Origin of the sequence: Legionella cherrii (assembly GCF_900635815.1) — a bacterium.
In the GTDB taxonomy this organism is placed as follows: Bacteria; Pseudomonadota; Gammaproteobacteria; order Legionellales; family Legionellaceae; genus Legionella; species Legionella cherrii.
Map to the genome: position 1 here is coordinate 2,036,766 of NZ_LR134173.1, position 15,870 is coordinate 2,052,635.

Genomic DNA, 15,870 nt, shown 5'->3' on the forward strand with positions numbered 1-15,870 from the left:
TTAAAATGCACCTTTTAAAAGAAACAATCAGAGTCTCAACTAACCATTAGGAATTCATGATGCAACTCACGCAATTTACGGATTATTCATTACGAGCTTTAATTTATATCGGTCTTAGTAAAGACTCGTGCACAATTAAAGACATAACAGAAGCTTATGGAATTTCCATCAATCACATGATTAAAATCATTCACAATTTAGCCAAACTTGGACTGATTAAAACCATCCGCGGTAAGAATGGTGGTATTTTAATGGCTACCCAGCCTGAAGCGATTAATTTAGGTCAACTCGTTTTTCAATTAGAGCCCCATTTTGATTTGGTACCTTGTTTTAATAAAGAAAAAGCCAACTGCTGTATCGCTCCTGTATGTAAATTAAAGGGAATCTTGCATGAAGCACAAGCTGCGTTCATGAAGACTTTAGAACGTTATACTTTGGCTGATGTTTTGCACAACCCCAATGAATTGTCCATTCTCTTGAACCTTAAATAAGTGATTATGCGATTTTTTGCGCGAGCAAAAGAGCAAACAAACCGGATAATGGTCTTCCCTGTTCATCTTGTTTATGTAAATGACCTACTGATTCTTTGTATTCAAGTATCGACCAGCCACTGTCTTGATAGACATGATAGAGTGCCTCTTTTTGCGGCAGGAAGGTGAAAAACTCTGGCATTGAATAAAGTTCTGAGTAAATAGGAAATAATAAAAAGTGATACCCTCTCTTCTTCGTGGTTTTTTGGAGTTCGGTGAGCAATTCAGGAATGCGCTGGGTATTTAAAAATTGCAGAGTAACAGTAGAAAGTACTAAATCATAATGTTCTGGTTCAAGACTCAGTGGTTGATTTAAATCATGGAGTAGGGTACTGACTCCCGACAATGCTTCTTTATGGGCGATATCCTCAAGGCTTTCCAAAGCTGAGGGATTATGATCAATCCCTGTCACCCTATGACCCATATTTGCCAAGTACAATAAATTTCTTCCTGAGCCACAGCCTACATCAAGAATTGTTGCAGCGTGCAAATGACGTAAATAAGTCTGATAGACATACACTAAATCACTGTGTGCTGCTCCTAAACTGTATTTTTTATTGAAATATCGTTGGGGCATACAATAAAACTCAAGATTTGCCTTAAAAGGTTCGCTGACAGGGATAATTTTATGCCATGCAGCAGGGGAGATGAGTAATTGGGGATGTTCTTTGTTGACTCGAGTGCGTGATAGTTCTTGTCCCTGGCCGTTTAGGAATAAAAAATCAATTGCCCCCTCGTGCAAGGTAAGTTGCCCCCAGGTTCCTTCTTTAGTGCTGTGTTTTTCCAAGAAAAATTTCAATTTTCCATGACTATCAATTTCGATGTGTTTGTAACACATTAAGTCGCTGTATTCTGCTCTCATGATGCACCTCTTATTTTTGCTTATCCATAAGTCTCTTAGGGGTTGCTGCTCTTAGTATCTGTAGGCTCTGAATGTAGCTTGGTCAAAAGGGTACGCTCGTTCGCCAATTTATCCGCTAACTGATGGTTTACATCTCGATGCTCTTCTTCATCAATACGCACGGCCAATAGCACATCACGTAATCGCGCATCAGCATCTAAGTTCCAGTATTTTTTAGCAATATCAGGAGCCTGGCAATTTTCAATGCGACCTTCATCTAATTCTTGCAAATAATGGGTGTAGCTCACAACAGCCTCCTCTTCAAGATAACCCACGAAGCGATGGGCTGTTTTTGATGAAACAATATACATCAACAAATATAAAACTACGAAAATAGCTTGTGCTATGAAAATAATAACCCGTTCAAACCAATTAGGTTTGGCAATATACATAAAAGTAATCAAATGCATTCGCTCATTTTCTGCTTCATCCAACAACGTTTTAATCCACCCCTCATCATTTTTGATTTTTCTTAAGCAACGTAAATGCAGTAATGCAGCTCCAACCATGCCTGGTACCGCGGCAACTGTTTCAAGGACTATTGCTCGATTTCCATATCGTTTTTGAAAAAAGGTATCAGCAAAAAAGCGGAAAAATTTCACAAGTCCAAAGGCAACTTTATCACTGATGGTTTTAGCAGGTTTATGAGTTGCTGACATAATGGCTCCTTTGATTAGGTGATTGATGATGATTATAATAAAGATGTATTTAAAATACAACTTTATAGAAATGCCCCCTTTGTTTCAAGATTTAAGCAGACGCTTGACTCAGACTCTTCGAGGTGTTGCTTTCCAATTTCAATTGGTACAGCGTTCAAGTGAATTTTTTCACTGATAGCAAATGACTGTATTGGAAAATTGGTTAATCCATAGCTGCAAGATCAGTGATATAATTTCACGATTTTTTTATTTATCTTGGACATTATTGAATGAGTAACGTTACGACAAATAAGGCTCGCTTTTGTTTTAAACCAGTGGATAAATCACAACATGAGCTTGTTCTAAATTGGATTCATCAACCGCATATTAATGAATGGCTTCATGGAGAGGGGTTAAACAATACCATCAAAGACCTTGATCAATTCTTAAATCATGGTGAACCCTGGGCTACTCATTGGATAGCCTATGATAAAGAAATTCCCTTTGCTTATTTAATTACCTCTGAAGTGGAGCAATCAGAAGAATATCCTGATGGCGCAATGACACTCGATTTATTCATTTGCAGGTTGGATTATATCGGTAAGGGATTGTCAGTGCAGATGATTCATGAATTTATTTTGAGTCAGCTTTCTGATGTGAAAATAGTACTTATTGATCCGGAAATCTCTAATGAGCGAGCGGTTCATGTTTATAAAAAAGCTGGTTTTGAAATCATTGGGGAATTTATAGCATCATGGCATCCAGTACCACACTATAAAATGCAGTTGAGTATTGAAGCGCTAAAAAACAAATTAAAGGCTTAGATCAATTTTTACAAGACTCAATTTGCCCTGACAATTCAGTCCTTTCTTTCTCGTCATCTCTGCGTTCATGTTCAATTTAATCAATATGCTAAACTAAATATATTGATGCGTTACGGTTGATAGGCCGGTTGTAGTTCTTAACGATATTGAAACGCTTCTGGAAATCTATATATTTTGGAGAATATTATGAAAATAAAGGGATTTTTTATATCAATAGTATTGTTGTCCACTGCAATTGCAACATCCTCATTTGCTGGTTCCGAAGAAAGCACGGTTGATAATAAATTAAATGCGGTTATTACACCTAAAATTTTTGAAATGGCAAAAAAGAATGAAAATTGGAAGCTAGCATTTGTAACAGGTAAGGATGCTCAAGTTGTTTTTATGAATATCACACCTAAAACAAATCCCAAAAATGAGATTGGGATGGAAACCCATAAATTTGATCAGGTCATCTTTGTTGTAGAAGGTCAGGCTAAATCAGTGCTTAATGGCAAAAAATCAACAGTTACAGCAGGGGATATGATCTTTATCCCTCAAGGGATACCTCATAATTTTATTAATCTTAATGCAAGCAAACCGTTCAAAATCATTAGCGTGTATTCCGCTACTGATATTCCTGAGCATGCAGCCTATAAACAGAAATCAGATATGCCAGGAGAATAACTTGACGGCATATTGACCAAGACCTTTTTTATAGGAGCTTTGCTGCATATGCAACATAAAGAATATCATCGAATTGAACGAGTTGGTTGGTTACGTGCTGCCGTATTGGGTGCCAACGACGGTATTATATCTACTGCAAGCTTATTGATTGGCGTTGCTGCTGCGCACACGCCATATCATGGAATTCTTATAGCGGGGTTTGCAGGATTAATTGCTGGTGCGATGTCGATGGCTGCGGGTGAGTATATCTCTGTAAGCTCCCAGGCAGATACAGAAAAGTCTGCCCTAAAACGTGAAAAGAAAGAACTCGAGTTAAGTTTACCCAATGAAATACAGGAGCTCACTTCTATATACATTAATCGCGGACTAGAACCTGGACTTGCAAAAAAAGTTGTAAAGCAATTGATGGCTAAGGATGCATTAGGGCGCCCATGCTCGCGATGAGCTTGGAATTACCGAAGTTTCGAGTGCACGTCCTCTTCAAGCAGCATTGTTTTCCGCGTGCAGTTTTACTGTTGGTTCATTATTACCATTATTAATGATTTTTATTGCTCCCCAAACCCATCTTATTCTAATCATCTCAGTGATGGCGGTTCTATTTTTAGCATTACTCGGGGCAGTGGCTGCAAAGGTTGGCGAAGCGCCCATAGTATCAGGAGCATTGCGTGTGGTGGTCTGGGGGACGCTCGCAATGATTGTGAGTGCTGGTATTGGTTCCTTATTGGGTATTGCAGTGTAGGATTAATGCCAGTGAAAAATTGTCACTGCCCGTGGATGTCGCTTCTGGCAGTGCCTTTTCTAATTCATTATTAGGCGATACTTTCTTTTGTGTATAAGCAATTTTTTAAAAAATTGAGGAGCTGCGTTCCCAGCTCCTCATTAGATCTTGTGCCGTTACTTGATGTGTGACGTACTGCGCAAGTCATTTACATGGTCTACAAAATAGAACAATTATTCGATTGATATCGGTCAAATTCTGATGACTTATATTCTTCTAATCGGGGGCCATTAAAAAAATAGATGCAATTGCTGTTAGGATCAGGTTGTGTTTTGGTCAAATAAAGGTTTAATTTATCGATAGCTTCGTTTTCAGAGTCTGAGAAAGATGATCTGATTTTCAATAAATATTCATTAGCTTTTCCAAAATCGAAATGACTCATTTTACTGTCTAGGTAACCATATCGTAATCCTGTGATACGACTTGCTACTGATTGGGTTTCTTGTTGAATGCGAACCAGATTTTTCTTGGAATCGTCTACGACTACGATATCTCTTGGCAAAGGAGCACGTTTTAAATATTCTCTCAAAACAATTCCTTTATTCATACCATCACAATAAATAATACCATTCTGATACATTGCAGTCTGATGTCCTGATGCTAATAAATGGTAAGAGTTCTCTGGTTCCCCATGCTTTGAAAAGTTAATTTTTATTTCCCGCATTTGTTTTTCTGTTGTATCAATAATGCTAGGGCCTCGTGAGGTTAAGGCTATGACTGGGATGTGACATTTTTGCAGTAAGTGAATAATTGCAATTGTATCCGATTCAACAGCGCCAACTTTAATATTTTTATGGATGGCGTTACGTAGCGTCAATGCCAATTCAAATGCGTCATTGTCATTTGGAAACACTTTTTGTATATGTTCTAATAATTTTTCGAACCATTGGTCGCTGCCTAAATCTTTGGAGCGTATTGGTCTTATGATCGTATTATCAAGATCAAAAACAAATATGATCCTTTCTCTAAAGCAATATTTTAGAACATCTTGAATGTTAGGACATTCGTAGATGTCTTTATCGAAACTCCAGTTTAAACGACTTAAATTTTTAGTATCTTGTGATAGAACTTCTTGATTGCAATTTCTTTTTAAATGCACCTGATAAGCATATTCCGCTGCTTTTTTATAAGTGGATGATAAAATGGATTCATCGAGTGGCAAATTTATATCAATACCATGTGCAGCAATAATATTTTGAATGCTCGGATCATGTAAAATCGCTACCATTTCCTCAAAACTATGAAATCCTCTTTTCCAGGTGAATGCAATAAATGCTTTAATAAGATTATCGACATCGGATTGAAGTAGTGTTTTGGGGTCTGATTGATGCTTAATTAAGTAACGTTCTAATACAATAATAAAAATAATAGTATGGCCTGATAAGGAATTGACAAAAGGAACATGAGGATGCGATTTTGAATAACCATGTTCCACATTTTCATTAATAAGCGCTAAATCCGCAAGTCGATTCGCTGTGGCAGGAGTCACCTCATCGAAAGGATTATATGCCAAAGATTTCATAATCCCGGGATTGCTACTATATACTTTTTCTGCTTTGGTATCGAATCGGTTCTTTCCTCGATCTTTAACTTTATATAAAGCAGAATAGTTCTTAATTGATTTATCTTTTTCAGCTATTTCTGCCACATGTTCGCATTTTTCCATACGATCAACGACGAGTTCGGCATCATCAAGCTATTGTACGATTTTAGGTATATCAATTGTTGGATCAATCTCATTAATTAATGCAGAGAGTTTTGTGATGGTTTCAAATTCCGCTTCGTTAAGGCTGTTCCATAACTCTAAAGCGAATCGGGTTTCGAAATAGCGTCTACTATCAAGCGCAAGCGGATTATCGGTCAATGTTGAAACTTGGGATTGGATCAAAGAGCGTTCATCATCAGATATTTCTTTGTGATCTCGGCAAATTTGTACTATCAATTGTATTGCGTCGGTCTTTTGATTTTTTAAGTACATAACTTGAATAGCATGCAATTCATTTTTTATTGAATCGCCGATCTTTTCCTCTAAGAACATCGTGCTCAATAGGATAAAATCAGACCAATCCAATTTTGACGACAGCATGGAATGTAGTGCATTTAATTTTTTAGATTGGACAGATGCGATATGGATATTTTTGTCATGACGATTAAAAAACATGGTAAAGGCTCCTCAAAACATAAGAATTCTTATGAAGTAGTTTTATAAAAAAATTATTGAGGAGCCTTCAGCAAAATCTTTCGAAAACGATGTAACTCAGGAAGACTCAGAGATTAGCTACATCAGCCGATTTCTTGCGCCAAATCCTATCAAGAGATCTTTAATTAATCAAGTGTTATTTAAATTGCGCAGAACGTAAAAATGTTTTAATCGTTTTGAAGAACAAGTTAATGCCAAAAGCAGATCCATAGGTTAGAGCGCCCTAGAATAACTTGATTGTAAAACGTTCCTTATGCGCTAAATCAACTTTTTTGTTGGGAATGTATTCTCGTAAAAAAATCGTAAAACCCAGTAGCTAATACGCAGATAGATTAAATTTTTATATACAATTGTTCCATTATTGATAAATTTGGATTGGGTATTCCTCATGAAAAAAGACGATCATCAGCGCGCCTCTGGACCAACAAGCGACCCCCAAACCTCTTCCACAGGATTCGCTTTACAACAATTAAATAAAGAAGCAGAAAAGAAAGAGGCCGCTGCTGAATCAGCAAAGATACGTTGTCGGATTTGTTTTAAAGAAACCGCTCCAACCCCTCGTTGTTTCGGACATGGCGGCGGTGGAGGCGGTGGCGGAGATGGTTCTGATAATACATCAGAAGAAAAATTCGGCTATGGTAATGATGAATCTTTGATCAAGGCAGACCACTTAGTTGATAATACTGAAGAATTAATAGGTGAGTTCAGTTCAATGGAAGATGGTGAAGAGTTTGATCCAGAGTCTCAGTCAGATGAAAAAAGTTTTGATCCGGGCGTCATTGCTGAGTTAGTTGCTAAAGGGTTATTGGTTATTAATAATGACCGAAAATCGATGACTCTGACTATTAATTTACAGTGTGATCCTAATTCATTACCTGAAGAACAAAGAGAAGAGTTAAAAAATTCATGAAGGCTATTTTAAAAGAATTCAATGCTCTTCAAGAAAAACATCATTTATCCGATGATTGCCTCAACATGACTCAAGATGACGAAGGAAATATAGTTTCACTTTGCATAAGTTTGCCTACATTAAAGCTATATGATGAATTTATCCAGCAGTTGGCTAATAATTTACTGCCCACACCAAGTCCGAAATTCCAAATGAAGGCTGAGCACAAGGAAACTAAAAATTTTGCTCCAACCCCTTTGTCAATGGAGCCAAAACCAACTGATAAAAATAAGCATCTTATGGACGATGCAGCCAATCAAAACAAAGATATTTCTGATATGGAAGTTGAACCTGCAGATCAGCAAGGAGTCTTTGAACTATCTCCTTTTCTAATGAAAATGAAACCATGGTAAAAAGGGATGTAAGTAAACCATGTAACTTTTTTTATTTGTATCCATTAAAAACACTCGTTTAGAAAAGGTCAATTACAATGAGGCTAAGGCACCGAAGCGTCGGTGCCTTGTGCTACAATATGGCACTCCTTCCCATTTTCCGGGGCTAACCAAGAGTGCAAAACCTAATTCGTTAAACTGTAGGTTTCAAAATTTCTACACGCATAAGTGCATCTTCTTCACACCGGATTGGGATATAAAACTATGGGTTAAAAACTCCATTATTTGCTTGAGCGTGCTGCTGGTCAGAAGGAGCTGTTTCTCCAATTTGTTGCTCGAAAAAACCACTTTGCCTGCGTTGCTTTATCGAGGTTAAAGTTAAAGTGTCTAGCTTTTTTTGTTCCAGCAATAGATGAACAACCTGTTCGAGGCGTGAAACCATTTTATGAATATCAGTAAACTGGGTATATCCATAATGTGCCGTAACGCGAATATTGTTCGGAGGGCGGACGTCTATTTCGAACATTCCCAAGTCACTAGTCTTTTTTAATAAAGCCTCTATCTGTTTCACATCACTCATTTCCTTAACACGAAAAACCAACATGGCTCCTCGTTTTTTAGGATCGTCAGGGGTAATCCACTCAATTTTATCGCCTAAATGTTGTTGTATTAGAGCGTGCATATAACGAGTAAGACATTCAGATTTGGCATTTAATTTATTCCAACCTACCTGACTCATTGTTTTGATATAGGTTTTTACGGGTGCAAGGGCAACAGGTGAGGGATTGCTGCATCTGAAAGCCCAGGCTCCTTTTTGCATCATGATTTTAGAGTCGTAACCATCAATTAAGTCAAAAACTTTGTCGGAAGCTGCTGCTTTCCATCCTTGAATGGGTGGATATTTTTCCAAGTCTGTATTTTTGTTAACATAAATGCCAAAGCCACTGCCTGCTGAACCACAAATATGCTTATAACCACAACCCACTGCATAAGTGACGGGTAATTCGCGTAGATTTAAAGTTCTATTTCCTACTGTATGCGCTAAATCCAAGCCAACAATGATATGGTATTGCTCTATCGTATCCTTTAGTGCGGTTAAAATATGTGTGATATCAAGACGTTGTCCCGTACTGAATACTATGTCCGATAAGTGTAGGATTTGTATTTGTGCAGCATGTTTTTTGACAAAATGAATAACGGCCTCTTCGCTATAGAGTCCTTTTTCATCAGGAAGGATTTTTAGGGTCAGGGTCGTGGGATTGGGTACCTGTTTCGGATCACTAAATACACCAAAATTCTTAGCTGTTTGTATCCCTCTTTTTAAGACTGATTCAATCACTGCTTGATCTGAAAAAAATTCTTTTCCCAAATGACAAAACCCTGTTTTTCCTGATTGCCAATCAAATAATGTGGGTCGGTAAAAAGTATCCACCAATCGACCTAGATTAGAAGATAAGCCTTCCTGAGTATAGAGAAATTCACAGGGCTCAGAAAAGCCTAAAATTTCCTGCATTGCATTGATTGCTTCCTCATCAATATCACAATCAAACCAATTACCTCCATGTTCGCGAGTTTCGGGAAAATGTCCCTCATGTAACTGGGTTGCTTGCAACTTATTAATGCGCTCTATTTCTTTCACAGCTGGTTTGAATACAGGTCCTAAAGAATGGCCCGCAAAAGGTGTCAAACCCTCAAACTCAAATAATTCATGTACACTGTTTAAAGGGTCAATAGAATCTAAATAAGCAGCATATTCTAGGGAAAAACCACCCGGTTTTTCTGAAATTAAGCGGATAAATTCATCCGGGTTAGATACCATAGCCTCAATTAGTTCTTTCATCATTCCCTCGAAAATCAATGTTTAAATCTCCATATTAAGCTTTTCTTTGATGTGATTCTATGATCCGTGCAAAAGACTTTTTCAAGAAAAAATAAAGGTAAATTTAGTTGCTTAAGCACATTCATAACATTCCATAATTAAACTAGGAACATCATGAAAATAGGCTTATCAATACAATAAATAGCACTGAATAAACAAATGGTTAGTTAATAATGTGGATTAAAAAAGACCATTATGTTACAATATAACACATCGTTGTTTTTATATACCGTGTTGAGTGTATAAACTATGGCTAATCCTATTCATTACCTTAATCCCACTCTACCTGAAAATATTCCTGTTGTTGTAGCACTTATGAATTCAGTCCACGGAGCTAATCCAGGGTTATTGGAAGCTTATAACGTCTATTCTCTACCTACATCAGCTGGAGAAGCATCACGCTATGTGCTCACCTTACCAGTGCTTCAATTCATAGCCGATCCATTAGTACGCTCTGATGCACCACCAAGACGTTTAGATGTTTTTGAACCGAGTTCTGACGATAAGGGCTGTTTCGGCAATGTTTTCCCGGTGATCAAATCCATCATTCCACAAGGAGAAGGCGGTTATTTTGATGAATCAGGCGCTTATGTAATAAAACAGATGCGTGCTCATCACAATCGATTGAGTGATAAACCTAACAAACCGAATATGTATGTTCGCGTAGCGAATAGAGAACAATATCTGGGAAGCCAGCATCCAACTTTAGGAATACACTATAACTTAGTCAAAACGGAACAATTTTCTTACTTGCATATGAATCGCGCTCCTGGACGCACTCTTGATTTTTATATAGATCAACTTTCTGGTGAGGAGTTTCTAAGTCTTGCTTGTACGTTAATCGAAGAAGTTCCCAAACAAATTCATCGAATAGTTTCTTCCGGCAAACACCAGGGCCGAACGATGATTCATTGTGATCTAAAACCAGACAACATTATGGCTCAGCTCAATAAAAATGAAGAGAATGGGCATAGTGAATGGACAGTCACGGTGATTGATATGGGTTTAGCCAAAACAATAAGCAAAGATGGGCATTACTCTACCTTACGGAACCATGGTAATCGAATGGCATGGGATACAAACATGTTTCTTGCGAGTTTGCTTGGAACGCTCAAGAGCTATGATATTCAAAGTGATATATATGCATTATTTGTTTGCATCAGTGAGCTAGCAGGCGCGCCAAGTCGGGATGGAACCGAAATAACTGAGGAATCAACCGAAGAATCGATTGAAAAGTTGACCGCAGATGAGCATAAGAAAATGGCGCTTGAAAGAGGTCTTGAAATGACTCAACACCCTGATTTTATAGGCATCTTTGGTAATATGGGCTTTGATCCAAAACTAGCTGAGAAATTAACAGATACACTCAGAGGCACACTCCATCCTGATAAATTGCAAAGAATGAAACCAGAACAAGCCCTAACCGTTTTTCAAGAGGCTTTAAACACAGTTCGAGAAAATGCAGAAGAAACCCTCTTTAACACACCAGCCAAAAAGAGAAAAACGGACCAAATAACTGCTGAAGACTTAAAACAATGTATCGAGCTACCACTTGAAGAGATGGCTAAGGAAAAAGAACAAGCAGTAGAGGAATATAATCGACAGCCAAGAAAAATAACTCTAAAAAAATGGCTGAATCAGTTTAATGAATTACGTTCTGCCGCAAGCCCCGAAGAATACGAACGATTCAAAACGATGCTTCCTACGGTCAGAAAAAATATTAAAGGCTCATATATTTCCGATCTGCTACGTTTTAATTTATATGAAGAATACGATGCGGATGCCTGCATTCGTCTGATCTTACGCCATGAACAACTTACTGCTCCTTTAAAAAAAGATTATCCAACCTTACCTGGCCTTTGGCAAAAACGCTTCCAAATGCTGGCTCGAGTAATTCCACTGCAATTGACGCAGAGTCAGGCTTTAGCATGTACACAAATAGGACTTTTCAAACAAAATATTACTGCTTTATTAGCATTGGAAAGCAAAGAGTCTGATCCTGAAATAATCAAAGTAATGCGTCAGGAATTAGAAACGCAATTGCAGTTGGATCCTAAAGTTTGGTACCAACAATTACCCCAATTTGTGCAACTTTTTAATCATCAATATGACTGTATCACTCAGGTGAATGCATTGGCTAATCAATTGATTCCGCATTGCTCTTGGAAAAAGGATTTTCAACAGCAATTTATAGATTGGACTAATGAGATCTTTAATCAGGCCATACAAGGAAAGTTTCCTGAAATTCAGGGGTATTTTTCCCATTACCACTCCATGATTGCGCTACTCGATAGGTGTTCGCAGGATAGAGAAACTTTAACTGGTCTATTTAATGCGCTTCCTGATTTATCACAGTCAATTATAGGTGAGGAGTCAATTGATATTGCAATTCGACAACTTAAATTGAGTGATACCCAAACTGTTATTAATCTGACTCAAAAATTAGTTTTACTTTTTTTAATACATGATGTGTTTTATCAATTAATAGATAGGGATAAAAAAGAATATGATTCGATTATGCAGACGAATAGTGCCCAATTCATCGCAATTATCCGCCAACTTAATCAACAAGATCCGCCAAAAGGGGAGTTGGTAATACAATTAGGAAATATATCCGGTTCTTTAAAAGCGCTAAATCAATTGCGTCTTTTCATGGATAAGTGTTCTACATACCCGAACATTCAGAAAGCCATCGAAATTTTATTAAAACATAACTTTAAAATCGAATCACTTGCAAACATTGTCAACGATAATTATATAAAAGTCAGTGATGCGAAACGACTTGATAGAGGTTTAGATATCGTTCTGTCAGAAGAAGCAAATCAATCATTGCAAGAATTCTCAACACGAAATGAGAGGATTTTTGCCGAAATGACTCGGTATTTTGCTATGCCTGGGAGATACTTTCCACCTGAGCCTAAAATTCATACTCAGGAGAATTTTGCTCATATGTTATTCCAGCCAAAGCCACAAGAGGCAAAGGACTCCGATGAAATCACTGCTCTTGAATTAACTCCTCCAAAAAATATCTCATGAGTAAATGTCGGATCAGATATGGGGTAAATTTCCCTCGGCCCCCTTTCCCAAGTGAGCTGTTAAAAAAATGGTATGTCATTCCTGTGCAGAAATGACATACATTCAGTTTGGCAATAAGGTGGAGAGGGTATATTGTCCTTAACCTGACTTCTATGAGCCTTGACCCAAATCTAAGGGGGCAAGGTCAATAATAGTGCGCAATAATCAAATGGTTAGCCAATAAAATGGAATAAAAAAGACCATTATGTTATAATGTAACACATTGTTTGTTTTTATATACCGTATTGAGTGAAATAAACCATGGCTAATCCTATTCATTACCTTAATCCCACTTTACCTGAAAATATTCCTGTTGTTGTAGCACTTATGAATTCAGTCCACGGAGCTAATCCAGGGTTATTAGAGGCTTATAACGTCTATTCTCTACCTACATCAGCTGGAGAAGCATCACGTTATGTGCTCACCTTACCAGTGCTTCAATTCATAGCCGATCCATTAGTACGCTCTGATGCACCTCCAAGACGTTTAGATGTTTTTGAACCGAGTTCTGAAGATAAAGGCAGTTTTGGGAATGTTTTCCCGGTGATCAAGTCCATCATTCCTCAAGAAGACGGCGGTGTTTTTGATGAATCAGGTTCCTATGTAATAAAACAGATGCATGCGGATCAAAAAGAGTTGAGTGATAAACCGAATAAACCGAACTGGTATGTTCGCGTAGCGAATAGAGAACAATATCTGGGAAGCCAGCATCCAACTTTAGGAATACACTATAACTTAGTCAAAACGGAACAATTTTCTTACTTGCATATGAATCGTGCTCCTGGGCGTACTCTTGATTTTTATTTGGATCAACTCTCTGGCGAGGAATTTTTAAGTCTTGCTTGTACGTTAATCGAAGAAGTTCCCAAACAAATTCATCGAACAGTGACTGCCGGAAAACACCAAGGCCGAACGATAATTCATTGTGATCTAAAAACAGAAAACATTATGGCTCAACTCAATAAAGATGAAGAGAATGGGCATAGTGAATGGACAATCACGGTAATTGACATGGGTTTAGCCAAAACAATAAAAAAAGATGAGCCATACTCTACCTTAGAAAGTTATGGCAATCGAATGGCATGGGATACTGATATGTGGCTTGCTAATCGAGATGGAAAGCCTATGAACTATGATATTCAAAGTGACTTATATGCATTATTTGTTTGTATCACTGAGTTAGCAGGTGCACCCAAGCGAGATAGTATCAATGCACTTGAAGATACAAAAAATCCTGATTTTACAGGTATCTTCAGCGAGATGGATTTTGATCCAAGACTAGAGGAACAATTAACGGATGCACTCAGAAGTGCACTTCATCCTGATAAAACACAAAGAATGAAACCGGAACAAGTTTTAACCGTTTTTCAAGAGGCTTTAAGCGCAGTTCGAGAAGATACAGATGAAACTGTTCTTGCAACCCCAGCTAAAAAGAAAAAGACGGAACAGATAACTGCGGAAGACCTAAAAGAATGGATAGAGCAACCACTTGATGATCTCGTTAAGCAAAAGGAACAAGCAACAGAAGTAGAAAATAGACAATCAAGAAAAGCAACATTGAAGATATGGCTGAATCAGTTTAATGAATTACGTTCTGCTGCAAGCGCCGAAGAATATAAACGGTTCAAAACCATGCTTCCTACAATTGTAAAAAATATTAAAAGCTCATTTATTTTCGATCTGTTACGTTTTAATTTATATGAAGAATACGATGCGGATGCCTGCATTCGTCTGATCTTACATCATCAACAGCTCACTGCTCCTTTGAGAATGACTTATCCTTCCTTGCCTACTCTTTGGCAAAGACGCTTTCAAATGCTGGCTCAGGTAATTCCGCTCCAATTGACGCAGAGTCAGGCTTTAGCATGTACACAAATAGGACTTTTCAAACAAAATATTACTGCTTTATTAGCATTGGAAAGCAAAGGGTCTGATCCTGAAATAATCAAAGTGATGCGTCAGGAATTAGAAAAACAAGTGCAGATGGATCCTAAAGCCTGGTACCCACAATTACCGCAATTTGTGCAATTGTTTAATAAGCAACATTTCTGTATTACTCAGTTCAATGCATTGGCTAAACAATTGGCTCCCCATTACTCCTGGTACAATGCGCTTCAAAAGCAGTTTATCAATTGGACTAATGAGACCTTTAGTAATGCCATAGAAGGGAAATTCCCTGAAAATCAGGAGGAGTATTTTCTCCATTATCGCACTATGATTGAGTTACTCAATCGTTACGTGAAGGATAGGAAGACTTTAGCTGGTCTATTTAACGCGCTTCCTGCATTATCACAGTCACGTGTAGGTAAGGAGGCAATTGATAGCACAATTCGACAATTGCAGTTGAGTGATCCTCAAACAGTGAGTAATGTGACTCAAAAATTAGCATTACTTTTTTTAATACATGACGTACTTTGTCAATTAATAGATCCGGATAAAAAGGAATATCCTGTGATTCTTCAGGCAAATAAAAATAAATTTAATACGCTGATTTTGCAACTTGCAAATCAACACGATCTGCAACTAGAGGAGTTGAAAATACAATTAGGACATGTTTCAGATTCTTTAAAAGCGCTAAATCAATTGCGTCTTTTCATGGAGAAATGTTCTGCACATACAAATATTCAAAAAGCCATCGAAATTTTATTGAAAAATAATTTCAAAATTGAGGTGCTTGCACACATTGTGAACGATAATTATATCGATATTATTCCCGCGAAAAGGCTCGATAGGGCTTTAACTATCGTTTTATCTGAAGCGGAAAATCAATCATTAAATGAGAAACTTTTTACGGAAATAACTCGGTATTTTGCTAATCCTGGGAATTATTTACCCCCTGATCCTAAAATGTATACTCAGGCAAACTCAAGTCAACTGTTATTCCAGTCTATCCCACCAGGGGGAGAGGACGCAGATAAAATCACTATCCCTGAAATTGCTCTTTAATCTTAATCCATCCTTTTAGGTGGGGTCCAAGACTCATGGTCCTAAAACAAACGTGGTTATTCCTGCATAAGCAGGAATCCACGATTTCTTTGAATCATTTTAATGAATTAAAACCAATAGGGTTGGAATACAACGTTAATCGTTTGCAGACA

At 37.6% G+C, this 15,870-nt stretch carries 14 protein-coding genes; 9 read left to right on the forward strand and 5 right to left on the reverse strand.

Annotated features, from left to right (window positions below):
- The first annotated feature begins 59 nt into the window (after window positions 1–59).
- The gene (locus tag EL022_RS08575; protein WP_028382080.1) at window positions 60–491 is read left to right on the forward strand and encodes an Rrf2 family transcriptional regulator; all 432 of its coding nucleotides are present in this window, start codon (window positions 60–62) and stop codon (window positions 489–491) included.
- Between the two features lie 4 nt (window positions 492–495).
- Here EL022_RS08575 and tehB read toward each other — a convergent pair whose 3' ends face one another.
- The gene (gene tehB / locus EL022_RS08580) at window positions 496–1,392 is read right to left on the reverse strand and encodes an SAM-dependent methyltransferase TehB (RefSeq protein WP_028382079.1); all 897 of its coding nucleotides are present in this window, start codon (window positions 1,390–1,392) and stop codon (window positions 496–498) included.
- Between the two features lie 35 nt (window positions 1,393–1,427).
- The gene (locus EL022_RS08585) at window positions 1,428–2,090 is read right to left on the reverse strand and encodes an alternative oxidase (RefSeq protein ID WP_028382078.1); all 663 of its coding nucleotides are present in this window, start codon (window positions 2,088–2,090) and stop codon (window positions 1,428–1,430) included.
- A gap of 269 nt (window positions 2,091–2,359) precedes the next feature.
- Between EL022_RS08585 and EL022_RS08590 the strand changes: the two genes are divergently transcribed.
- The 4 genes from EL022_RS08590 to EL022_RS16835 all read left to right on the forward strand — a co-directional run bounded on the left by EL022_RS08590 (window position 2,360) and on the right by EL022_RS16835 (window position 4,298).
- The gene (locus tag EL022_RS08590) at window positions 2,360–2,893 is read left to right on the forward strand and encodes a GNAT family N-acetyltransferase (protein WP_028382077.1); all 534 of its coding nucleotides are present in this window, start codon (window positions 2,360–2,362) and stop codon (window positions 2,891–2,893) included.
- A gap of 186 nt (window positions 2,894–3,079) precedes the next feature.
- Entirely contained in the window at window positions 3,080–3,559 is a 480-nt protein-coding gene (locus EL022_RS08595; protein WP_028382076.1) for a cupin domain-containing protein, read from the forward strand.
- A gap of 48 nt (window positions 3,560–3,607) precedes the next feature.
- Window positions 3,608–4,003 carry a VIT1/CCC1 transporter family protein gene (locus EL022_RS16830; protein ID WP_277873264.1) on the forward strand — a complete coding sequence of 132 codons (396 nt, stop codon included), beginning with the start codon at window positions 3,608–3,610 and terminating at the stop codon, window positions 4,001–4,003.
- Window positions 4,004–4,010: 7 nt separating this feature from the next.
- Complete coding sequence (locus EL022_RS16835; protein ID WP_479684527.1) at window positions 4,011–4,298, forward strand: VIT1/CCC1 transporter family protein; 288 nt, start codon at window positions 4,011–4,013, stop codon at window positions 4,296–4,298.
- A gap of 196 nt (window positions 4,299–4,494) precedes the next feature.
- Here the strand turns inward: EL022_RS16835 and EL022_RS08605 are convergent, their stop codons facing one another.
- On the reverse strand, window positions 4,495–5,985 hold the full coding sequence (locus EL022_RS08605) for a DUF2608 domain-containing protein (protein WP_164715638.1): 1,491 nt from the start codon (window positions 5,983–5,985) through the stop codon (window positions 4,495–4,497).
- A 48-nt stretch (window positions 5,986–6,033) separates the two neighbouring features.
- Entirely contained in the window at window positions 6,034–6,498 is a 465-nt protein-coding gene (locus tag EL022_RS08610) for a hypothetical protein (RefSeq protein ID WP_028382073.1), read from the reverse strand.
- Window positions 6,499–6,925: 427 nt separating this feature from the next.
- Between EL022_RS08610 and EL022_RS16345 the strand changes: the two genes are divergently transcribed.
- Together EL022_RS16345 and EL022_RS16350 are read left to right on the forward strand one after the other, a co-directional pair.
- Entirely contained in the window at window positions 6,926–7,447 is a 522-nt protein-coding gene (locus EL022_RS16345) for a hypothetical protein (RefSeq protein ID WP_241972144.1), read from the forward strand.
- Window positions 7,444–7,839 carry a hypothetical protein gene (locus EL022_RS16350; protein WP_241972145.1) on the forward strand — a complete coding sequence of 132 codons (396 nt, stop codon included), beginning with the start codon at window positions 7,444–7,446 and terminating at the stop codon, window positions 7,837–7,839. The genes EL022_RS16345 and EL022_RS16350 overlap by 4 nt, the downstream gene beginning before the upstream one ends.
- A 241-nt stretch (window positions 7,840–8,080) precedes the next feature.
- Here the strand turns inward: EL022_RS16350 and EL022_RS08620 are convergent, their stop codons facing one another.
- Window positions 8,081–9,661, reverse strand: a complete 1,581-nt coding sequence (locus EL022_RS08620; RefSeq protein WP_058387561.1) for an aminotransferase class V-fold PLP-dependent enzyme — start codon at window positions 9,659–9,661, stop codon at window positions 8,081–8,083.
- Between the two features lie 285 nt (window positions 9,662–9,946).
- Here EL022_RS08620 and EL022_RS08625 point away from each other — a divergent pair, with 285 nt between their 5' ends.
- Both EL022_RS08625 and EL022_RS08630 read left to right on the forward strand, forming a co-directional pair.
- Window positions 9,947–12,733 carry a protein kinase domain-containing protein gene (locus EL022_RS08625; protein WP_028382070.1) on the forward strand — a complete coding sequence of 929 codons (2,787 nt, stop codon included), beginning with the start codon at window positions 9,947–9,949 and terminating at the stop codon, window positions 12,731–12,733.
- Between the two features lie 300 nt (window positions 12,734–13,033).
- Entirely contained in the window at window positions 13,034–15,718 is a 2,685-nt protein-coding gene (locus EL022_RS08630) for a protein kinase domain-containing protein (RefSeq protein ID WP_028382069.1), read from the forward strand.
- Window positions 15,719–15,870: the final 152 nt, after the last annotated feature.

Excerpts from the sequence above, each read along its gene's own strand:
- EL022_RS08575 (WP_028382080.1), top strand. The coding sequence starts at position 60 with ATGCAACTCACGCAATTTACGGATTATTCATTACGAGCTTTAATTTAT.
- tehB (WP_028382079.1), bottom strand. The coding sequence starts at position 1,392 with ATGAGAGCAGAATACAGCGACTTAATGTGTTACAAACACATCGAAATT.
- EL022_RS08585 (WP_028382078.1), bottom strand. The coding sequence starts at position 2,090 with ATGTCAGCAACTCATAAACCTGCTAAAACCATCAGTGATAAAGTTGCC.
- EL022_RS08590 (WP_028382077.1), top strand. The coding sequence starts at position 2,360 with ATGAGTAACGTTACGACAAATAAGGCTCGCTTTTGTTTTAAACCAGTG.
- EL022_RS08595 (WP_028382076.1), top strand. The coding sequence starts at position 3,080 with ATGAAAATAAAGGGATTTTTTATATCAATAGTATTGTTGTCCACTGCA.
- EL022_RS16830 (WP_277873264.1), top strand. The coding sequence starts at position 3,608 with ATGCAACATAAAGAATATCATCGAATTGAACGAGTTGGTTGGTTACGT.
- EL022_RS08610 (WP_028382073.1), bottom strand. The coding sequence starts at position 6,498 with ATGTTTTTTAATCGTCATGACAAAAATATCCATATCGCATCTGTCCAA.
- EL022_RS16345 (WP_241972144.1), top strand. The coding sequence starts at position 6,926 with ATGAAAAAAGACGATCATCAGCGCGCCTCTGGACCAACAAGCGACCCC.
- EL022_RS16350 (WP_241972145.1), top strand. The coding sequence starts at position 7,444 with ATGAAGGCTATTTTAAAAGAATTCAATGCTCTTCAAGAAAAACATCAT.
- EL022_RS08620 (WP_058387561.1), bottom strand. The coding sequence starts at position 9,661 with ATGATGAAAGAACTAATTGAGGCTATGGTATCTAACCCGGATGAATTT.
- EL022_RS08625 (WP_028382070.1), top strand. The coding sequence starts at position 9,947 with ATGGCTAATCCTATTCATTACCTTAATCCCACTCTACCTGAAAATATT.
- EL022_RS08630 (WP_028382069.1), top strand. The coding sequence starts at position 13,034 with ATGGCTAATCCTATTCATTACCTTAATCCCACTTTACCTGAAAATATT.